Origin of the sequence: Thermanaerovibrio acidaminovorans DSM 6589 (assembly GCF_000024905.1) — a bacterium.
Classification (GTDB): domain Bacteria; phylum Synergistota; class Synergistia; order Synergistales; family Synergistaceae; genus Thermanaerovibrio; species Thermanaerovibrio acidaminovorans.
The window spans coordinates 545313-561065 of sequence record NC_013522.1 but is presented as its reverse complement, the minus strand read 5'-3'; the positions used below and the strand labels follow the sequence as shown (position 1 = coordinate 561065).

Genomic DNA, 15753 nt, shown 5'->3' with positions numbered 1-15753 from the left:
GGTTGAGTCCATGAGCTCCAAGATGGCACCCACAAGGGGCAACCTATCGAAGGTCCTAAGGGTCCTGGACCTGGCAAAGAAGGGACACGACCTGCTGGAACGCAAACGGCAGGTGCTCATGATGGAGCTGATGAGGCACATGGAGGCGGCCAAACAGGTCCAGGCGGAGATGAAGGCCCTGTTCGAGGAGGCGTACGACTCGTTAAAGCGGGCCAACGTGTCGCTTGGCATAGACACGGTGGAGGAACTGGCCAACTCGGTGCCCATTGCGGACCAGATCACCATCCGACTCAGATCCATCATGGGGGTCGACATCCCCGAGGTGGATCCCATCGACGAGACCCCATCCCCAAGTTACTCCCTCATAGGGACCTCGTGCGCCATGGACAGGGCGTACGTTAACGCCCGGCGGGTCCTGGCCCTGGTGGCCAGGCTGGCGGAGGTGGAGAACTCGGTCTACCGCCTGGCGGTCCAGATAAAGAAGACCCATCGGCGGGTCAACGCCCTGAAGAAGGTGATAATCCCCTACAACCGGGAGGCGGCCCGGTTCATATCCGATGCGCTGGAGGAGATGGATAGGGAGGACTTTGTGAGGATGAAGGCCGCCAAGGAGGGACAGGGGGGTGAACGGAGATGATATCTCTTGAGGAGACCCTGGCGGTGCTCCTGGGGGCCGACGGGGAGGCCAGGAGGATCGTGCAGGAGGCCCGGGACGAGGCGGAGAGCATGATCGCCCGGGGCCAGGAGGAGTTCATGCGCCAGAGGGACATGAGGATATCCGCCGCTAAGCAAAGGGCCGCGGCCCTGATCGATAACGCCCAGCGGGCCGCCCAGGCGGAGGCGGAGGAGATCCTGAACAACGGCAGGGCCAGGAGGGAGAGGATGCGGAAGGCCTTCGAGGAGAACGGCCGTCGGGTGGCGTCCGCCATAGCCCTCGAGGAGGCGGAGGCCCTCTTGAGCGGGAGGAGGGGGGCATGAGACTGGCCTCCAAGGGGGAGAGCATATCCTGCGGGGTCAAGGCCCGGGTTATGCTATCCAACCTCCTGGGGGACCAGGATCTGTGGGAGGTGCTCAACGCCGACGGGGTGGATGATATAGCCCAACGGCTGTCCCACCACGAGGGCTACCGGGACCACCTCTCCAAGTTGCCAATGGGGGAGGTCCACCGCCAGGACCTGGAGAGCGCCCTGAAGCACATCCCCTTGAGCGAGACCGGGGACTTCATCGGGCGCCTCACGGGACCCAGGAGGGACCTCCTGGTCCACTGGGGATGGCGGAAGGATGGGGACAACATCAAGTCGGTCCTGAGGCGGATCCTTTGGGGCCGAAGGGACCCATCCCCCGGCGTGGAGAGGATGTTCCAGGTGCCCCTCTCCAGGGTCCGGCTGGAGGTGCTTGTCTCCGCCTCCACCTTCCAGGAGGTGCTGGAGGCCCTCAAGGGCACCTGCTACCACCAGCCCCTCAGGCAACCCCTCCAAAGGCTCCAGGAGGGGGAGGTAAGGGACCTCTTCAACGCGGAGATGGCGCTGGACCTGACCACCGAGGGCAACCTCTACAAGGCCCTGGGGAGGCTCGATCGTGACGACCGCCGCCACATAGGTCCCCTCCTGGGGGAGCGGTGGGACCTCTTCAACCTGTACACCATCTACCGGGGCAGGTTCATCCTCTCCATGGGCGCCGAGGAGATCATGGGGCAACTACTTCCCCACCGGCACCGGTTGCAACTGGGGTTCCTTAGGGCCCTGGCGAAGGCGGAGAGGCCCTCCTCCTTCGCCGAAGAGCTCCAGCGGACCCCCTACGGACACGTGTTCAACCCCAAGGTGATGGGGGACGACATGGGACTGGAGCGGAACCTGAAGAGGCACCTGTTCATCAAGGCGGCGGGGATCCTGCGGCGCACCCCCCCCTCCTTCGGGTCCGTCTTCTGCTACATCTACATCCGGGAGCTGGAGGTGGAGGACTTGATAACCGCCATCGAGGACGTGAGGTACGACTACGACAGGCGGAGCGCCGCCCTGTACCTCTCGAGGCCTCTCATAGCGAGGGGGGATTCCCTGTGGCAGTGATGAGGATGCTGGCCCTCACCATCGTGGGGCCCAAGGAGGAGATGGAGCTGGTGGCCCGGGAGATGGTGCTCTCCGGGGGTTTCCAGCCCATGCCGCTGGACTACCTCATATCCGACGGGTCCATAAGGGCCAAGGTGACCACCCGGAGGGACAACCCCTACGATGAGCTGCTCACAGGACTGTCCTCCCTGTGGAGCGCCGCGGGGGAGGAGATGCCGGAGCCCTTCCCGGTCACGGTGGACCAGTCCCTCTCACTGGATCGGTTGAGGGAGGAGGTGGAGAGGGTGACCTCCACCGTCAGGGTCTGGCGGGACAGGCTGGAGGCCCTGGAGGACCGGCTGGAGCACATGGAGGCGTCACTGATACTAGCCTCCGCCCTCGAGGAGGCGGGGCGGTCCGTGGATGACGTGACCGGGACCAGGTTCCTCCGGGTGGTCATGGGCAGCGCCTCCAACGAGAACTTCAAGCGGCTCCTGGACAGCATCGAGGAGTCCCCCATAATCGCCCGGGAGATCCGCTCCCAGGGGGGGCGTACCTGGGCCATGGTGATGACCTTCCCGGAGTACGAGGGCAACATGAGGAAGCTACTTAACTCCATCTACTTCAAGGAGTACCCCCCTCTGCCCCTGGGGGTGGACCAACTGGAGGAACAGATATCCAAGGTAAGGCGGGCCATGGAGGCCCTGAAGGGGGCGTCCCGGCGGCGCTTAAGCGAGAACCGGGACTACTACGAGAGACTGTTCTCCCGGGTGTACACCATGCAACGCATATACGACCTGTGCCAGGGGCGGGGGGAGATAAGCGGCCTGTTCGTCCTCTCCGGCTGGATACCGGAGGACACCTTCCAGGATGTCAAGGACCGGGTCCAGGCCCTGGCGCCCAGGTCCATCTTCTCCGTCCAGGACATGCCCATGAGGGGGGACGCCCACTGGGCCCCGACCATGCTCAGGAACTCCAGGCTGGTCCGGGCCTTCCAGGACGTGGTGGCCCTCTACAGCGTCCCCTCCTACGGGGAGATCGACCCCTCGCTGGCGGTGGCGATAACCTTCTGCCTGTTCTTCGGGTTCATGTTCGGGGACGTGGGGCACGGCCTCATGCTGATGGCTGGCACCTGGCTCATGAGGCGACGGGGGATCATGCGGCGCTCCTTCGCCACGGTCCTCTACTACGCCGGCGCGTCATCGATCATCTTCGGCTTCCTCTACGGCAGCGCCTTCGGCGTGGAGGGGCTCCTGCCCTCCCTGTGGCTCTCCCCAATGCACGATATGGATAGGCTCATAGGCACCGCCGTTACGGTGGGCATGCTGATGGTCACCACCGGGATGGTGTTCAACATGGTGACCCAGTACCGGCGGGGGGATTTCGGGCGGCTGCTGTTCGACGGGGGCGGCTTGGCGGGGCTGGTGTTCTACTGGGTGGCCGCCACGGTGCTGTACGCCTCCTTCCGGGGGGTGGCTTTGCCGGTGCCTTCCTGGGTCATATCCTTGGGGCTCACGGGGCTCGTGGCGGTCATGGTTCTCCGGGACGTGCTGGCCCGGGTGTTGCTCAAGTCCAAGACGTCCCATCAGGAGCCCCTGTACCTTCAGGCCTTCGAAGCGCTGCACGGGATAATGTCCTTCCTGAGCAACACCGCCTCGTTCGTCCGCCTGGCGGCCTTCGCCCTCAACCACGTGGGCCTCTCCCTGGCGGTGATGATGCTGTCCGACATGGTCAAGGACCTCCCCGGGGGACTCTTCTTCCGGGGGCTGATCCTGGTGGCGGGGAACCTGCTGATCGTGGGGCTGGAGGGGCTCATCGTTTTCATCCAGACCCTAAGGCTGGAGTACTACGAGTTCTTCAGCAAGTTCTACAGGGGGGGTGGTAGGACCTTCAAGCCCATCGGATGGGACAACCCAAGGGTCAGGATCGGAGGCGGCCTCTGATCCGGGCGAGAGGACATCAAAAGGAGGGTATCTAGATGATCGGACTCATGATTACCGTATCTGCCCCAGTGGGGCTCGTGTTGGTGGGGTTGGCGCTAATCAGGCGGGTACCAAGGAACCCAAGGGGCGTGTTGCGGGCAGCGGTGGGGGTATCGGCCCTCTTGGTGCTCACCGGCGCCGCCCTGGCCCTGATGGAGGGGGGTGCCATGGCCTCCTCCGGGGCGGCCGCGGGGCCGGGGACCCAGTCCGGCCTTGGGTTCATAGGGGCCAGCCTGTCCACCGGCCTAGCCTGTCTGGGGGCGGGGCTGGCGGTTAGCGGCGTGGGGGCCGCCGCCCTTGGGCTGGTGGGGGAGAAGCCCCAGATGCTGGGCACCACCCTTATCTACCTGGGCCTGGCGGAGGGTATCGCCATCTACGGGGTCATCGTATCGCTCCTCATAATGGGCAAGATGTGACATGAGGGCGTTCCTGGTGAGCGACAACCACGACTCCCTGGTGGCCATGAGGCTGGCGGGCATCGAGGGGGTGGTGGTGCACGGCCGGGAGGCCACCGAGGAGGCCATCGACCGGGTGATCCGGGAGATGAGGGACGTGGGGATACTCCTGGTGACCGAGCTGGCCGCCAAGGCGGCGCCGGAGAAGGTGAGGCAGCTCAGGCAGAGCGGGGAGCTACCCCTGCTGGTGGAGATACCGGACCGGCACGGTACCAGGCGGGGGGAGGACTTCCTGACCCGCTACGTTCAGGAAGCCATAGGGGTGAATATGGGATGACCACCGGAGACGACAAGCTTAGCGCCCTCAAGGAGCTCCTGCTGGACCAGGCGGAGGCCCAGAGGCACCGGATCCTTCAGGAGGCCCGGGAGGAGCTGCAGGGCTGGCTAAGGGAACAGGAGGATCGTCTCGCCAAGGAGGAGGAGATGATCCTGGATGACGCCCGCCGCAGGGCAGAGGAGGTACGGTTAAGGCAAGTGATAAATGCCGAGCGGGAGGACTCCCTTGAGACGCTTAGATACCAGAACCGGCTCATCTCCGAGGCCCTGGCAATGCTCCGGGAGGAGCTGGTTAAGCTGAGGGAGCGGGACGACTACCCCATGATCCTGGCGGGGCTGGCCATGGAGGGCATCGAGTCCGCCGGGATGGAGGGGGCGTACCTGATCCGCCTATCGGCCAACGACTCCAGCCTGGGGGATCAGGTGGCCTGGCTGGTGAAGACCAACATGCCCGATGCCCGGGTCTCCTTCGACCCGGAGCCGGCCCCCATCCTGGGGGGGCTGTGGCTCGCCTCCCAGGATGGACGAAGGGAGGTCCGGCTGGACTGGCAGGCCAGGGCCCAGGAGCTATCCGAAAAGCTGGCCGAGAGGCTGCTTCAGCTTCTTTAGGGGGGAAGCGATTTGTCAGAACTCAAGATGGGGTTCGTGACCATGGTCAACGGACCGGTCATAAGGGGCTCCTCCATGGGAAGCTTCGGGATGAGGGAGATGGTCCACATAGGATCCCTGGGGCTCCTGGGGGAGGTCATAAGGCTGGAAGACGACGAGGCCCTTATCCAGGTTTACGACGATACCCAGGGGCTGAAGGTTGGAGAGCCCATCCGGGGTACCGGTAGGTCCCTGTCGATAACCCTGGGGCCGGGGCTCATCGGGGGCTTCTTCGATGGCATCGGCCGTCCCCTGGAGAGGCTGATGGAGAGCCAGGGGATATACATAACCCCCGGGGCCCAGGTGGAACAGCTGGACCTGGACGCCCGGTGGGACGTGACCGTTACCGCCCGGAGGGGACAGATGGTCTCCCCTGGGACCGTGGTGGCGGAGGTGCAGGAGACGCCCCTCATGGTCCACCGGATCATGGTGCCCCCCGGCGTTGAGGGGGAGGTGGTGGAGGTCCAGCCCTCGGGCAGCCTGCGCACCCGTGACTGGGTGGTGAAGGTGGCGGACGGGTCCGGAAGGGTGACCCCCGTCCACCTGGCACAGAGCTGGCCTGTCAGGATGCCCAGGCCATACCGGGAGCGGCTGCTTCCAAACGAGCCCCTTGTGACCGGACAGCGGGTCATCGATGGCCTATTCCCCATCGCCAAGGGGGGTACCGCCGCTATCCCCGGCGGCTTCGGCACCGGCAAGACGGTGACCCAACATCAGCTGGCCAAGTGGAGCGAGGCCCAGGTGGTGGTGTACATCGGCTGCGGCGAGCGGGGAAACGAGATGACCGACGTGCTGGAGGAGTTCCCGGTCCTGGAGGACCCCAGATCCGGTAGGCCCCTGATGGAGAGGACCATCCTGATCGCCAACACGTCCAACATGCCGGTGGCGGCCCGGGAGGCCTCCATATACACCGGCATAACCATAGCGGAGTACTTCCGGGACATGGGCTACCACGTGGCCCTCATGGCGGACTCCACCAGCCGGTGGGCGGAGGCGCTGAGGGAGATATCCGGCCGACTGGAGGAGATCCCCGCCGAGGAGGGGTTCCCCGCCTACCTGCCGAGCCGCCTGGCGGAGTTCTACGAACGGGCCGGGCGGGTCATAACCCTGGGGGGCGAGACCGGGAGCGTAACCATCATAGGGGCGGTGTCACCCCCCGGGGGGGACTTCACCGAGCCGGTGACCCGGCACACCAAGAGGTACATCCGGTGCTTCTGGGGGTTGGACAAGTCCCTGGCCAACGCCAGGCACTTCCCCGCCATCTCGTGGCTGGACTCCTACAGCGAGTACGCCCGGGAAGTGGAGGACTGGTTCGCCGCCCAGGTGGACCCCCGGTGGAAGGACCTGAGGACCCGGGCCAGCCAGATCCTGGCGGAGGATAACAAGATCCAGCAGATAATAAGGCTGGTTGGAGAGGACGTGCTCCCCGACGAGCAGAAGCTGGTGGCCTTCACCGCCTTCCTGATAAAGAACGGCTACCTCCAGCAGAGCGCCTTCGGGCCCGACGCCTACTCACCACCCTCAAAGGGCTTCGCCATCCTGGACAGGATCATATACTTCCACGACCGATGCGAGGGGCTCATAAAGAAGGGAGTCCCCCTGTCGCTCATCAAGGGGCACGAGTCGGTGGAGGCCATGGCGCACCTGCGGGAGCTGCCCGCCGACGACATAAGGGCCTTCGACGATCACAAACGGCGGCTGGACGCCCACATCGAGCGGGTGGCCCGGGAGCGGACCGCCGCCTCCACGGGGAGGTGACGGACCTTGGCTACCGCTGAATTCAAGGGTCTGAACCGGATAACCGGCCCGTTCATTTTCATGGACCCGGTGCCGGGGGTTGGCTACGGGGAGCTGGTGGAGGTGACTGGGGCGGACGGGTCCACCAGGCGCGGCCGGGTGGTGCTGGTGAGCCAGAAGGCCATCACGGTACAGGTCTTCGAGGGCACCCAGGACCTGGTCCCCTCCTCCACGTCGGTCCGGTTCCTCAAGCGACCCCTGGAGATGCCCCTGTCAAGACAGGTGCTGGGGAGGACCTTCAACGGCATCGGGGAGCCCATAGACGGCTGCGGACCCGTGTACGGCGGGAAGAGGGTGTCGGTCAACGGCCTCCCCCTCAACCCGGTGGCCCGGAGGTACCCCAGGAACTTCATCCACACCGGCATATCCGCCATAGACACCCTGACGACCCTGATAAGGGGCCAGAAGCTGCCCATCTTCTCCGGCAACGGGCTCCCCCACAACCGTCTGGCGGTCCAGATAGCAACCCAGTCCAGGATTGTGGGGGACGAGAGCTTCGCGGTGTGCTTCGCCGGCATAGGCATAAAGCACGACGACGCGGCCTTCTTCATGAGGGAGCTGTCCCAGCGGGGCAGAAACGCCAACATGGTTACGTTCCTCAACCTGGCGGACGATCCGGTCATCGAACGGATAGCCACCCCCAGGATGGCGCTGACCACCGCAGAGTACCTGGCCTTCGAGCTGGGGATGCACGTGCTGGTGATAATAACCGACATGACCAACTACTGCGAGGCCCTGAGGGAGCTAGGGGTGGCCGCCGGGGAGGTTCCCAGCCGAAAGGGGTACCCCTCGTACCTCTACAGCGACCTGGCGAGCCTCTACGAGCGGGCGGGGGTGCTCAAGGACAGGCCCGGCAGCGTTACCCAGCTGCCCATCCTTACCATGCCCAATGACGACATCACCCACCCGATCCCGGACCTAACGGGCTTCATAACCGAGGGACAGATAGTGCTCTCCCGGGAGCTTAACTCCAAGGGCATATACCCCCCCATAGACGTGCTGACCAGCCTGTCCAGGCTGATGAAGGACGGCATAGGCAAGGGGTACACCCGGGAGGACCACCCAAACCTGGCGAGCCAGCTCTTCGCATCCTACAGCCGGGTCCAGGACGTGAGGGCCCTGGCGTCGGTGGTTGGGGAGGAGGAGCTCTCCCCGGCGGACAAGCAGTCCCTAACCTTCGGCACCGCCTTCGAGGAGAGGTTCCTTCGCCAGGGACAGGAGGAGGACCGGGACATATCCGAGTCGCTGGACATAGGCTGGGAGATCCTTAAGCTTCTGCCCCGATCGGAGCTGACCCGGGTCACACTGACGGAGATAAACCAGAGGATGAAGTAGGCCCGGGGCCTAGCCTTGAGCCTCCAGCCTCGCCTCCAGCCTCACCCGGAGGGGCCGGGCGCTAGCCCTGCTTGCCAGGAGAAGCGTCCGGCCCAACGCGGTCCCCACCTCCATGGGGCTGAAGGGAACCCACAGCCTCCCCCGCACCCCCGGCGGGGGGCCGCAGAGGACCACATCTCCCCCCAGGACCTGCCCCGGCGGAAACGGTCCGGACGCCAGGTCCACCACCGCCGCCGAGGCGGAGGGGTCCGCCGCCCCCTCCAGCTGGGAGAAGGGGCTCCAGCCGTAACCCACGTAGCGGAAGGGGCCCACCGCCTCCAGGATGGATCCTTGGAGCCGGTCCAGCGAGAAACCCACCGAGTGGGGCCCCACATCCAGCCCCCAGCACACCAACGGGAACGACACCTCCACCTCCCCCTCCACGGGACCCATCCAAACCGCCCCGTCCACCCGGCGGGATGCCAGCTCCTCCGGGATCGACCGAAACCAGCCCTGTCCCAATACCAGGATCCCCCTGCCCTTCAATCCCAAAGACCGGGCCATCCCCTCCAGGAGAGGCCCCACCCACCAGGCGGAAGCGTTGGCCAGCACCAGCGCCACGAGCCCGCTGGTGCCTCGGGATAGCCCGCTGGCCACCTTGTCGGGCCTATAGTTGAGGGCCCTCACCGCCTCCCACACCCTCTCGGCTGTGGCGGCGGATATCCTCGGATCCCCGTTCAGCACCCGGCTGACGGTCCCCTTGTCCACCCCCGCCAGGGCCGCCACGTCCTTCATGGTGGCCAAGAAGAACACCCCCCTAAATCGATCGCTTCCCCTGGATTATATTTCAAGAATCCATATCGCCACATTGCGTAGTGGCGATATAATGAAGGCTCGAAACGCGGGGTCCTGGCCCCGTGGGGGGTGATTGGATGAGGAGATCCTTCGGAGCGATGATCCTGGGGTTGGCCCTGGCGGCAGTTCTGGGTTTTGGGTCCATGGCGGTGGCGTCGGAGGCCATACTGAGCTTCGGCAGCCTTGTCAGGATATCCGAGAAGGGGGAGCTGACCGTCACGGAGACCATCGTGGTCCGGGCGGAGGGAAACCTGATAAGGCGCGGCATATACAGGGACTTCCCCACCACCTACCGGGATCGGGAGGGCAGGACCGTTCGGGTCCCCTTCAAGGTGGAGAGGGTGTTCCGGGACGGCAAGCCGGAGGCCTGGCACACCGAGGGGGTCAGCAACGGCGTGAGGGTCTACATAGGGTCCAAGGACGTGATCCTGCCGCCGGGACGGTACCGCTACGACGTGACCTACAGGACCGCAAGGCAGGTGGGCTTCTTCGATCGGCACGACGAGATCTACTGGAACGTGACTGGCAACGGCTGGGCCCTCCCCATAGCCTCCGCCGCCTGCAGGATATACCTGCCCAAGGGAGGCCACTTCACCAAGCTGGACGCCTTCACTGGCCCCATGGGGAGCACCGGCAGGGACGCCAAGTTCAAGATTGACGACGACGGTAGCGCCCTCTTCTGGACCACCAAGCCCCTGGGCCCCTACGAGGGGCTCACGGTGGCGGCCGCATTTCCCAAGGGGATCGTCCGCAACGTGCCCCCTAAGGTCCTTGGGCTCACCGCCCGGCTCTGGCGGGCCTTGAGCTACGCCCTAGGGGCCCTGGCGGTGGGTTTCCTCTTCATCACCTGGTACCGGGTGGGCAGGGATCCGGAAAGGGGGACCGTAATCCCCCGCTTCTACCCCCCGGAGGGGCTCTCCCCTCCAATGGCCAGGGCCCTGATACGGATGGGGTTCGATCACAAGTGTCTGGCCTGTGCCATCGTGGACGCGGCGGTCAAGGGGTTCGTGACCATCGACCGGGCGGGCAGGAACTACCTGATAACCCTAAAGGCGGAGGACATGAGGAGCCTGCCCAGGGAACTGGCGGTGGTGCTGGCCAACCTCTTCACCATGGGGACCAAGGAGATATCCCTGGTTCAGGGGGAGCACCAGCGGCTCAGGAACGCCCTAACCGCCCTGAAGGGTCTGGCGGAGGACCAGCTGGAGGGTACCTATTACAGGTCCAACACCCTTCCCTGGCTAGGGGGGGTCCTGCTCAGCCTTCTGTCCGTGGGAGCCATCATGGCGAGCGCCCTGGACGTCCAGGAGGGGCTTGGGCTCTTCATGGGACTCTGGCTAACCGGCTGGACCGTGGGGATCATGGTGCTGGGTATGAACGTGATCGGCGCCTGGAGGGGCTTCCGCAGCTACCGGTCCTTCAGGTCCTTTTTCAAGGCCCTGTTCCTGACGTTATTCTTCCTCCCATTCCTTGCAGGGGAGCTCTTCGGCATCTACATCCTGCAATCGGTGCTCGGGCCGGTACCCACCGGGCAGATCATCCTCCTTGGGACCCTGTGCGGGGTCTTCAAGGGGCTGATGAAGGCCCCCACCCGGGAGGGACGAAGGCTGATGGACGAGCTGGAGGGGTTCAAGATGTTCCTGGCCATAACCGAGAAGGACCGGCTGGATCGGCTCAACCCGCCGGAGATGAGCCTTCAGACCTTCGAGTCGTACCTTCCCTACGCCATGGCGCTGGACGTGGAGAACCGCTGGTCCGAGAGGTTCTCCCAGATGGCCCAGGAGGCGGCCAGCAGGGGTGAGGTATCCCACGCCTACGTTCCCCTCTGGTATCATGGGAACCTGATGGACCTGGGCAGGGACTTCGGGGAGTCCCTGTCCAGTGGCCTGGCGTCCTCCATCGCATCCGCCTCCACCCCGCCTGGGTCGTCCTCGGGCTTCGGGGGTGGGGGCTCATCCGGCGGAGGGGGAGGTGGCGGCGGCGGGGGTGGATGGTAGGAGATAAAGGATCAAGGATACTGGAGAGGAGGTTGGACATGGTCCTTCTGATCGCATTGGGGGTTTTAGGGGTTCTGCTCCTGTGGTTCCTGGGAATATACAACCGCTTCGTCAAACTGAGGAACATGGTGGACGAGGCCTGGAGCGGGGTGGACGTGCAGCTCAAGAGGCGATGGGACCTGGTGGGCAACCTGGTGGAGACCGTCAAGGGCTACGCGGCCCACGAGCGGGAGATCTTCGAAGAGGTGGCCCGGCTGCGCAACCAACTCACGTCCGCCTCGTCGGTGAGCGAGCGGGCCCAGGTGGAGAACGGGCTTACCCAGACGCTGAGGACCCTTTTCGCCGTGGCAGAGGCTTATCCCCAGCTTCGGGCGTCGGAGAACTTCACGGAGCTCCAGCGAACGCTGGGGGAGCTGGAGAACGACATCCAGCTGGCCCGGCGGTACTACAACGGCACCGTCAGGGACTACAACATCATGGTGGACGCATTCCCGAGCCTCCTGGTGGCCCGGATGATGGGCTACGGCAAGAGGGACTTCTTCCAGCTGGAGGATCCGGCGGAGAGGAGCGCCCCCAGGGTGAGCTTCAGCTGAGCCTGAGCGGGGTGGGGCCTCCCCCACCCCGTCAGTCAAGGTAGGTTATCCGCCGGTTCTTCTCCTCCATGAACCTCTCCCGGAAGAGGTGCTCCACCATTAGCTCCACGTCCTCCTTGCTTACCTGCCCCTGGAAGAGGGTCTCGATGCTGGACGCCAGGGTCTTCCTGGACTTGGGCCGCCGGGACTTGTCCTGCTTCCTGAGGATCTCCTTCACCTTGCCGTACTTGGGCACCAGGTCCTCTCGGAGGGCGGGCCTCTCCTTTATGTCCTCCAGGCTTATTATCCGCTTGACCCGCTGGCCGAAGGTGGCCACGTGTCTGATCAGCGGGTCGTACCCCGCGTCCATGGAGACTATGTAGTGACAGGCGGATGGGTCCTTGTGGTTCCTGGCCAGGTAGTAGGCGATGTGGAAATCCAAGGCGTTGCGCCCCACGCCGCTTATGGTTATCCACTCCACCCGGTCGCCCATGGGCTGGATCCTCTTTATGGTCTCCGCTGGGATCTTCTTCTGGTTCTCCCCGAGAAAGATGAAGATCTTGGCGTCGTCTATGCTCTCCAGCTGGACGCCCGGCAGGTTCTCGTAGTCCACGTATATGTACTTCCTTATGTTCACCTGTCCACCCCCTTGATGAAACCCTCCACTGCCGCCACGAACTCCGCGGGCCTCTCCTCGTGGACCGAGTGGGCCGCCCCGGCCAGGACCCGGATCTGGGCGCCCCTCAACCGGCGGGCCAGATCCCTGGCCTCCTCCAGGGGGAAGAGCAGGTCCCGCTCCCCCGCCAAAACCAGGGTGGGGCACTGGATCCTCCCAAGGTCCAGCCCCCGGAAGGACGTTATGGCCTCCACCTGTCCCCGGAATGAACGGGGGGACTGCTTATACGGGTAGGCCAACAGGTAGTCCACCGCCTCATCGACCATCCCCCGGTCCTCGAAGAAGGGAGGAGATAAGATCCAGTAGAGGATGGTCCGGTAAAAGTCCGACAGGTCCCCTCCTCGGTCGTACCGGTCCGCCAGGTCCGAGAAGAGCATGGCGTTGCGCCCCGATACCCGATCCCCGGTGGCGGCCAGCACCAGGCTCCTCGCCTTCTGGGGATGCCGGATGGCCAGGTCCATGGCCACCATGCCCCCCATGGAGTGGCCCAACACGTGCACCGGTCCATAGCCCAGGTGGTCTATGAGGGCGGCGCAATCGTCCGCCATGAGGCCTATGGATATCTCCGGGTCCTCCGGCTTGGATCTGCCCACCCCCCGGTTGTCCACCAGGATGACCCGGAAGCGCTTGGAGAGCTCCGGCAACACCGACTGCCAGCTGGAGACGTCGGAGGCGAGCCCGGCGATCATGAGCAACGGTGGCCCCTCGGAGCCGTGGACCTCGTAGTGGAGCTGAACGTCCTTCAGGATGAGCATGGACGCCAGGATGAGACCGGTAATGCGAATCCCCCCTTATAAGCAATGGGCCGAATCGGGGCGGACCTGGACGGTCCGCCCCGGCGGATCACCTCTCGTAGAACGCCCGGTAGGCCGCCACCGTGGCGGTCACGTCCGCGGCGCTCATTATCTCATAGGGGGCGTGCAGGGAGATGACTGCGGGCCCCAGGTCCAGCACGTCCATGCCGTACCGGGCCAGGTACTTGGCCACCGTGCCGCCTCCACCGGTTCCCACCTTGCCAAGGCTCCCCACCTGCCAGGGCACCGAGGCTCCGTACAGCCTGGCGCGGACCCGGGCCACGAACTCCCCCCGGCTCTCGCTGGCGTCGTACTTGCCCTTCACGCCGGTGAACTTCATCATGGCGGGCCCGTCCCCCGCCACCGGCAACTGGTTATGGTCGAAGGCGTCCTTGTACATGGGGTTGTAGGCCTCGGTCACGTCGGCGCTTATGGCCTCCGACGCCGCCAGGGCCCTTTCCAGATCGAAGGGCCCCGAGGCCCCCTCCGCCTCCAGGACGTAGGAAAGGAGGAGCCGGATCAGCGCCCCCTGGGCACCCCCTACCCCCTCGCTACCTATCTCCTCCCGATCCAGGCACAGGAAGACCGCCCCCTGCTCCAGGTCCCGGGCCCCCATGAAGGCCTCGAAGGAGGTGTAGGTGCAGATCCTATCGTCCAGCCCGTAGGATATGAGGAGCGAACCGTCCACGCCCCCCAGAAACGCGTCCCCCTGAGGCACCAGGGCCAGGTCCGCGGAGACCAGATCCTCCTCGCCGAACCCGTAACGGTCCTTGAGGAGCCCCAGCACCGCCCCCTTGACGTCGCTATCCCCGGGACGATGGCCCAGGATCACGTCCAGGTCCTCCCCCTTTATGGTCTCGCTGGCCTTGCGGGCGTCCATGTTCCTGTCCAGATGGGGGGCCAGATCGGGGATCACTAGCCGGAACTGGGATCCGTCCAGCTCCACCGCCGTGCCGTCCTTGAGGTGCACCTCTCCCCTCAGCTCCAGGGGCACGTTGACCCACTGGTACTGCTTTATGCCCCCGTAGTAGTGGCAGTCCCCCATGAGGAGCCCCTTGTCCTCGTAGAGGGGCTTGGGCTTTATATCTATCCTGGGGGAGTCCCCGTGAGATGCCACGATCCTGACCCCCTCCCGAGCGGGACGCCTGCCGGGCCTGTAGGCGCCGATGGCCCGACCCTTAAGGTTTACGAAGGTGCCCCGCTGGGTCACCTGGCCATCCTGGCCGAAGCCCGCCTGGGCAAGGGCGGAGGCCAGATGCCTCACCGCCTCCCGCTCGGTCTTGCAGCGGGACATGAAGCCAAGGGCCCCCTCCAAGTGATCCTCCCCCAGTCCCTTAAGAAAATCCCAGCTCCTGTAGCCTCGCCTATCCTTCCTGTCCTCTCCCACCGGGTCATCACCTCCATGGGTTTTAAATAATTATAATACTTCTTCCTGTGCTAACATAGGGGAAGCCAGTCATGCCCTCCCCGGGAGGTGATTCAGATGCTTTGCAGTAGCTGCGGCTACAACAACTCCTCCAGCGCCAGGTTCTGCATCCTGTGCGGTTCCCCTCTGGCCGCGGAGGGGGTGAAGGACCCGGACCCCAAGGTCTGCCCAAGCTGCGGTGAGCTGAACGAGGGGCACGCCATGTTCTGCGCCTCCTGCGGCGCCGACGCATCCACCGCCCCCAGGAGATCCGCCATCGCCCAGGAACCGGAGGACCTCCCCATCCCGGAGGCCGACGATCAAGGTGAGCTACCGGAGGATCTGGGGCAGGAAGCGACCCTCCCGGAGGGCCCAAAGGCCGACGAGCCCTCCGCCGAGGAGATTGACAGGATCCTATCCGGTGCCCCGCAGGTGGAGAACTTTGAGGATGGCGACCGCCTGGAGGCGCCAGATGCCGCACCGGAACTGGATCAGGCCCTCACGGAGGCCTCATCGGCGGAGGCGATGGAGGAGATGACCCCGGCCCAGGAGGGGGCTGATGCATCCTCGGGCCCCGAGGAGGTGGATCCCCGTCAGGGGTCCGCCGCAGGGGTGATGGACAGGATAAAGGGGCTTCTTGGTGGGTTAAGGCTGCCAAGGCCTTCGATGCCCAACGTAAGGTCCCTGCTACCCGCCTCCCCCACCACGATCCTGATCCGCATCGCCGCGCTCTTGGCGCTCCTCGCCCTTGGGGTGGCCATAGGGGCCGGGGCCATATTCGTGCTGAGGTGAGGTGGATCCCCCGATCATCCCCATTCGAGGTTGACAAATGGCCGCAAAGGCCCATAATGATCTGGTGACTTTACGGGGTACTTAAAAAGGGAGCGCCGGGTCGCGCTCCTTTTTTTAGTGCTCACCGGGGAGTTCCAAATCAACC

16 protein-coding genes are annotated in these 15753 nt (G+C 64.9%); 12 read left to right on the top strand and 4 right to left on the bottom strand.

All coding sequences use genetic code 11. From position 1 onward, the window contains the following. Nucleotides 1-10 precede the first annotated feature (10 nt). From TACI_RS02625 to TACI_RS02585, 9 genes are read left to right on the top strand one after another with little or no spacing between them, the layout of a single operon-like run. Complete coding sequence (locus TACI_RS02625; RefSeq protein ID WP_012869276.1) at nt 11-637, top strand: V-type ATP synthase subunit D; 627 nt, start codon at nt 11-13, stop codon at nt 635-637. Beyond that, entirely contained in the window at nt 634-978 is a 345-nt protein-coding gene (locus TACI_RS02620) for an ATP synthase F0 subunit B (protein ID WP_012869275.1), read from the top strand. Before TACI_RS02625 ends, TACI_RS02620 begins: the two co-directional genes overlap by 4 nt. Next, nucleotides 975-2066, top strand: a complete 1092-nt coding sequence (locus tag TACI_RS02615) for a V-type ATPase subunit (RefSeq protein WP_012869274.1) — start codon at nt 975-977, stop codon at nt 2064-2066. The genes TACI_RS02620 and TACI_RS02615 overlap by 4 nt, the downstream gene beginning before the upstream one ends. Continuing rightward, on the top strand, nt 2066-3988 hold the full coding sequence (locus TACI_RS02610) for a V-type ATP synthase subunit I (protein ID WP_242601180.1): 1923 nt from the start codon (nt 2066-2068) through the stop codon (nt 3986-3988). The genes TACI_RS02615 and TACI_RS02610 overlap by 1 nt, the downstream gene beginning before the upstream one ends. Before the next feature lie 35 nt (nt 3989-4023). After that, complete coding sequence (locus TACI_RS02605) at nt 4024-4443, top strand: ATP synthase subunit C (protein WP_012869272.1); 420 nt, start codon at nt 4024-4026, stop codon at nt 4441-4443. Nucleotide 4444: 1 nt separating this feature from the next. Further along, nucleotides 4445-4759 (top strand): V-type ATP synthase subunit F, encoded by a 315-nt coding sequence (locus TACI_RS02600; protein WP_164925114.1) that lies wholly within the window; start codon nt 4445-4447, stop codon nt 4757-4759. Continuing rightward, a complete protein-coding gene (locus TACI_RS02595; protein ID WP_012869270.1) occupies nt 4756-5367 on the top strand; it encodes a V-type ATP synthase subunit E in 612 nt (203 codons plus the stop codon). The genes TACI_RS02600 and TACI_RS02595 overlap by 4 nt, the downstream gene beginning before the upstream one ends. 27 nt (nt 5368-5394) lie before the next feature. Then, nucleotides 5395-7164, top strand: coding sequence for a V-type ATP synthase subunit A (locus tag TACI_RS02590; protein WP_164925330.1), 1770 nt, complete (start codon nt 5395-5397; stop codon nt 7162-7164). A gap of 6 nt (nt 7165-7170) precedes the next feature. Next, nucleotides 7171-8538, top strand: a complete 1368-nt coding sequence (locus TACI_RS02585) for a V-type ATP synthase subunit B (RefSeq protein ID WP_012869268.1) — start codon at nt 7171-7173, stop codon at nt 8536-8538. Between the two features lie 9 nt (nt 8539-8547). On the opposite strand, the gene TACI_RS09405 is transcribed toward TACI_RS02585, so the two are convergent. After that, on the bottom strand, nt 8548-9312 hold the full coding sequence (locus tag TACI_RS09405) for a LacI family DNA-binding transcriptional regulator (protein WP_164925329.1): 765 nt from the start codon (nt 9310-9312) through the stop codon (nt 8548-8550). A 137-nt stretch (nt 9313-9449) separates the two neighbouring features. Here TACI_RS09405 and TACI_RS02575 point away from each other — a divergent pair, with 137 nt between their 5' ends. Further along, nucleotides 9450-11369, top strand: coding sequence for a DUF2207 domain-containing protein (locus TACI_RS02575; RefSeq protein WP_012869266.1), 1920 nt, complete (start codon nt 9450-9452; stop codon nt 11367-11369). Nucleotides 11370-11407: 38 nt separating this feature from the next. Then, nucleotides 11408-11962 (top strand): LemA family protein, encoded by a 555-nt coding sequence (locus tag TACI_RS02570; RefSeq protein ID WP_012869265.1) that lies wholly within the window; start codon nt 11408-11410, stop codon nt 11960-11962. A gap of 31 nt (nt 11963-11993) precedes the next feature. Here TACI_RS02570 and TACI_RS02565 read toward each other — a convergent pair whose 3' ends face one another. The 3 genes from TACI_RS02565 to TACI_RS02555 all read right to left on the bottom strand — a co-directional run bounded on the left by TACI_RS02565 (nt 11994) and on the right by TACI_RS02555 (nt 14798). Further along, nucleotides 11994-12578 carry a PIN domain-containing protein gene (locus tag TACI_RS02565; RefSeq protein WP_012869264.1) on the bottom strand — a complete coding sequence of 195 codons (585 nt, stop codon included), beginning with the start codon at nt 12576-12578 and terminating at the stop codon, nt 11994-11996. Continuing rightward, nucleotides 12575-13372: an alpha/beta fold hydrolase gene (locus TACI_RS02560; protein WP_012869263.1), complete on the bottom strand. Its 798-nt coding sequence runs from the start codon at nt 13370-13372 to the stop codon at nt 12575-12577. Before TACI_RS02560 ends, TACI_RS02565 begins: the two co-directional genes overlap by 4 nt. A gap of 88 nt (nt 13373-13460) precedes the next feature. Then, entirely contained in the window at nt 13461-14798 is a 1338-nt protein-coding gene (locus tag TACI_RS02555; RefSeq protein WP_012869262.1) for a zinc-binding metallopeptidase family protein, read from the bottom strand. A gap of 96 nt (nt 14799-14894) precedes the next feature. Between TACI_RS02555 and TACI_RS02550 the strand changes: the two genes are divergently transcribed. After that, entirely contained in the window at nt 14895-15608 is a 714-nt protein-coding gene (locus TACI_RS02550) for a zinc ribbon domain-containing protein (RefSeq protein ID WP_012869261.1), read from the top strand. The last annotated feature ends 145 nt before the right edge of the window (nt 15609-15753 follow it).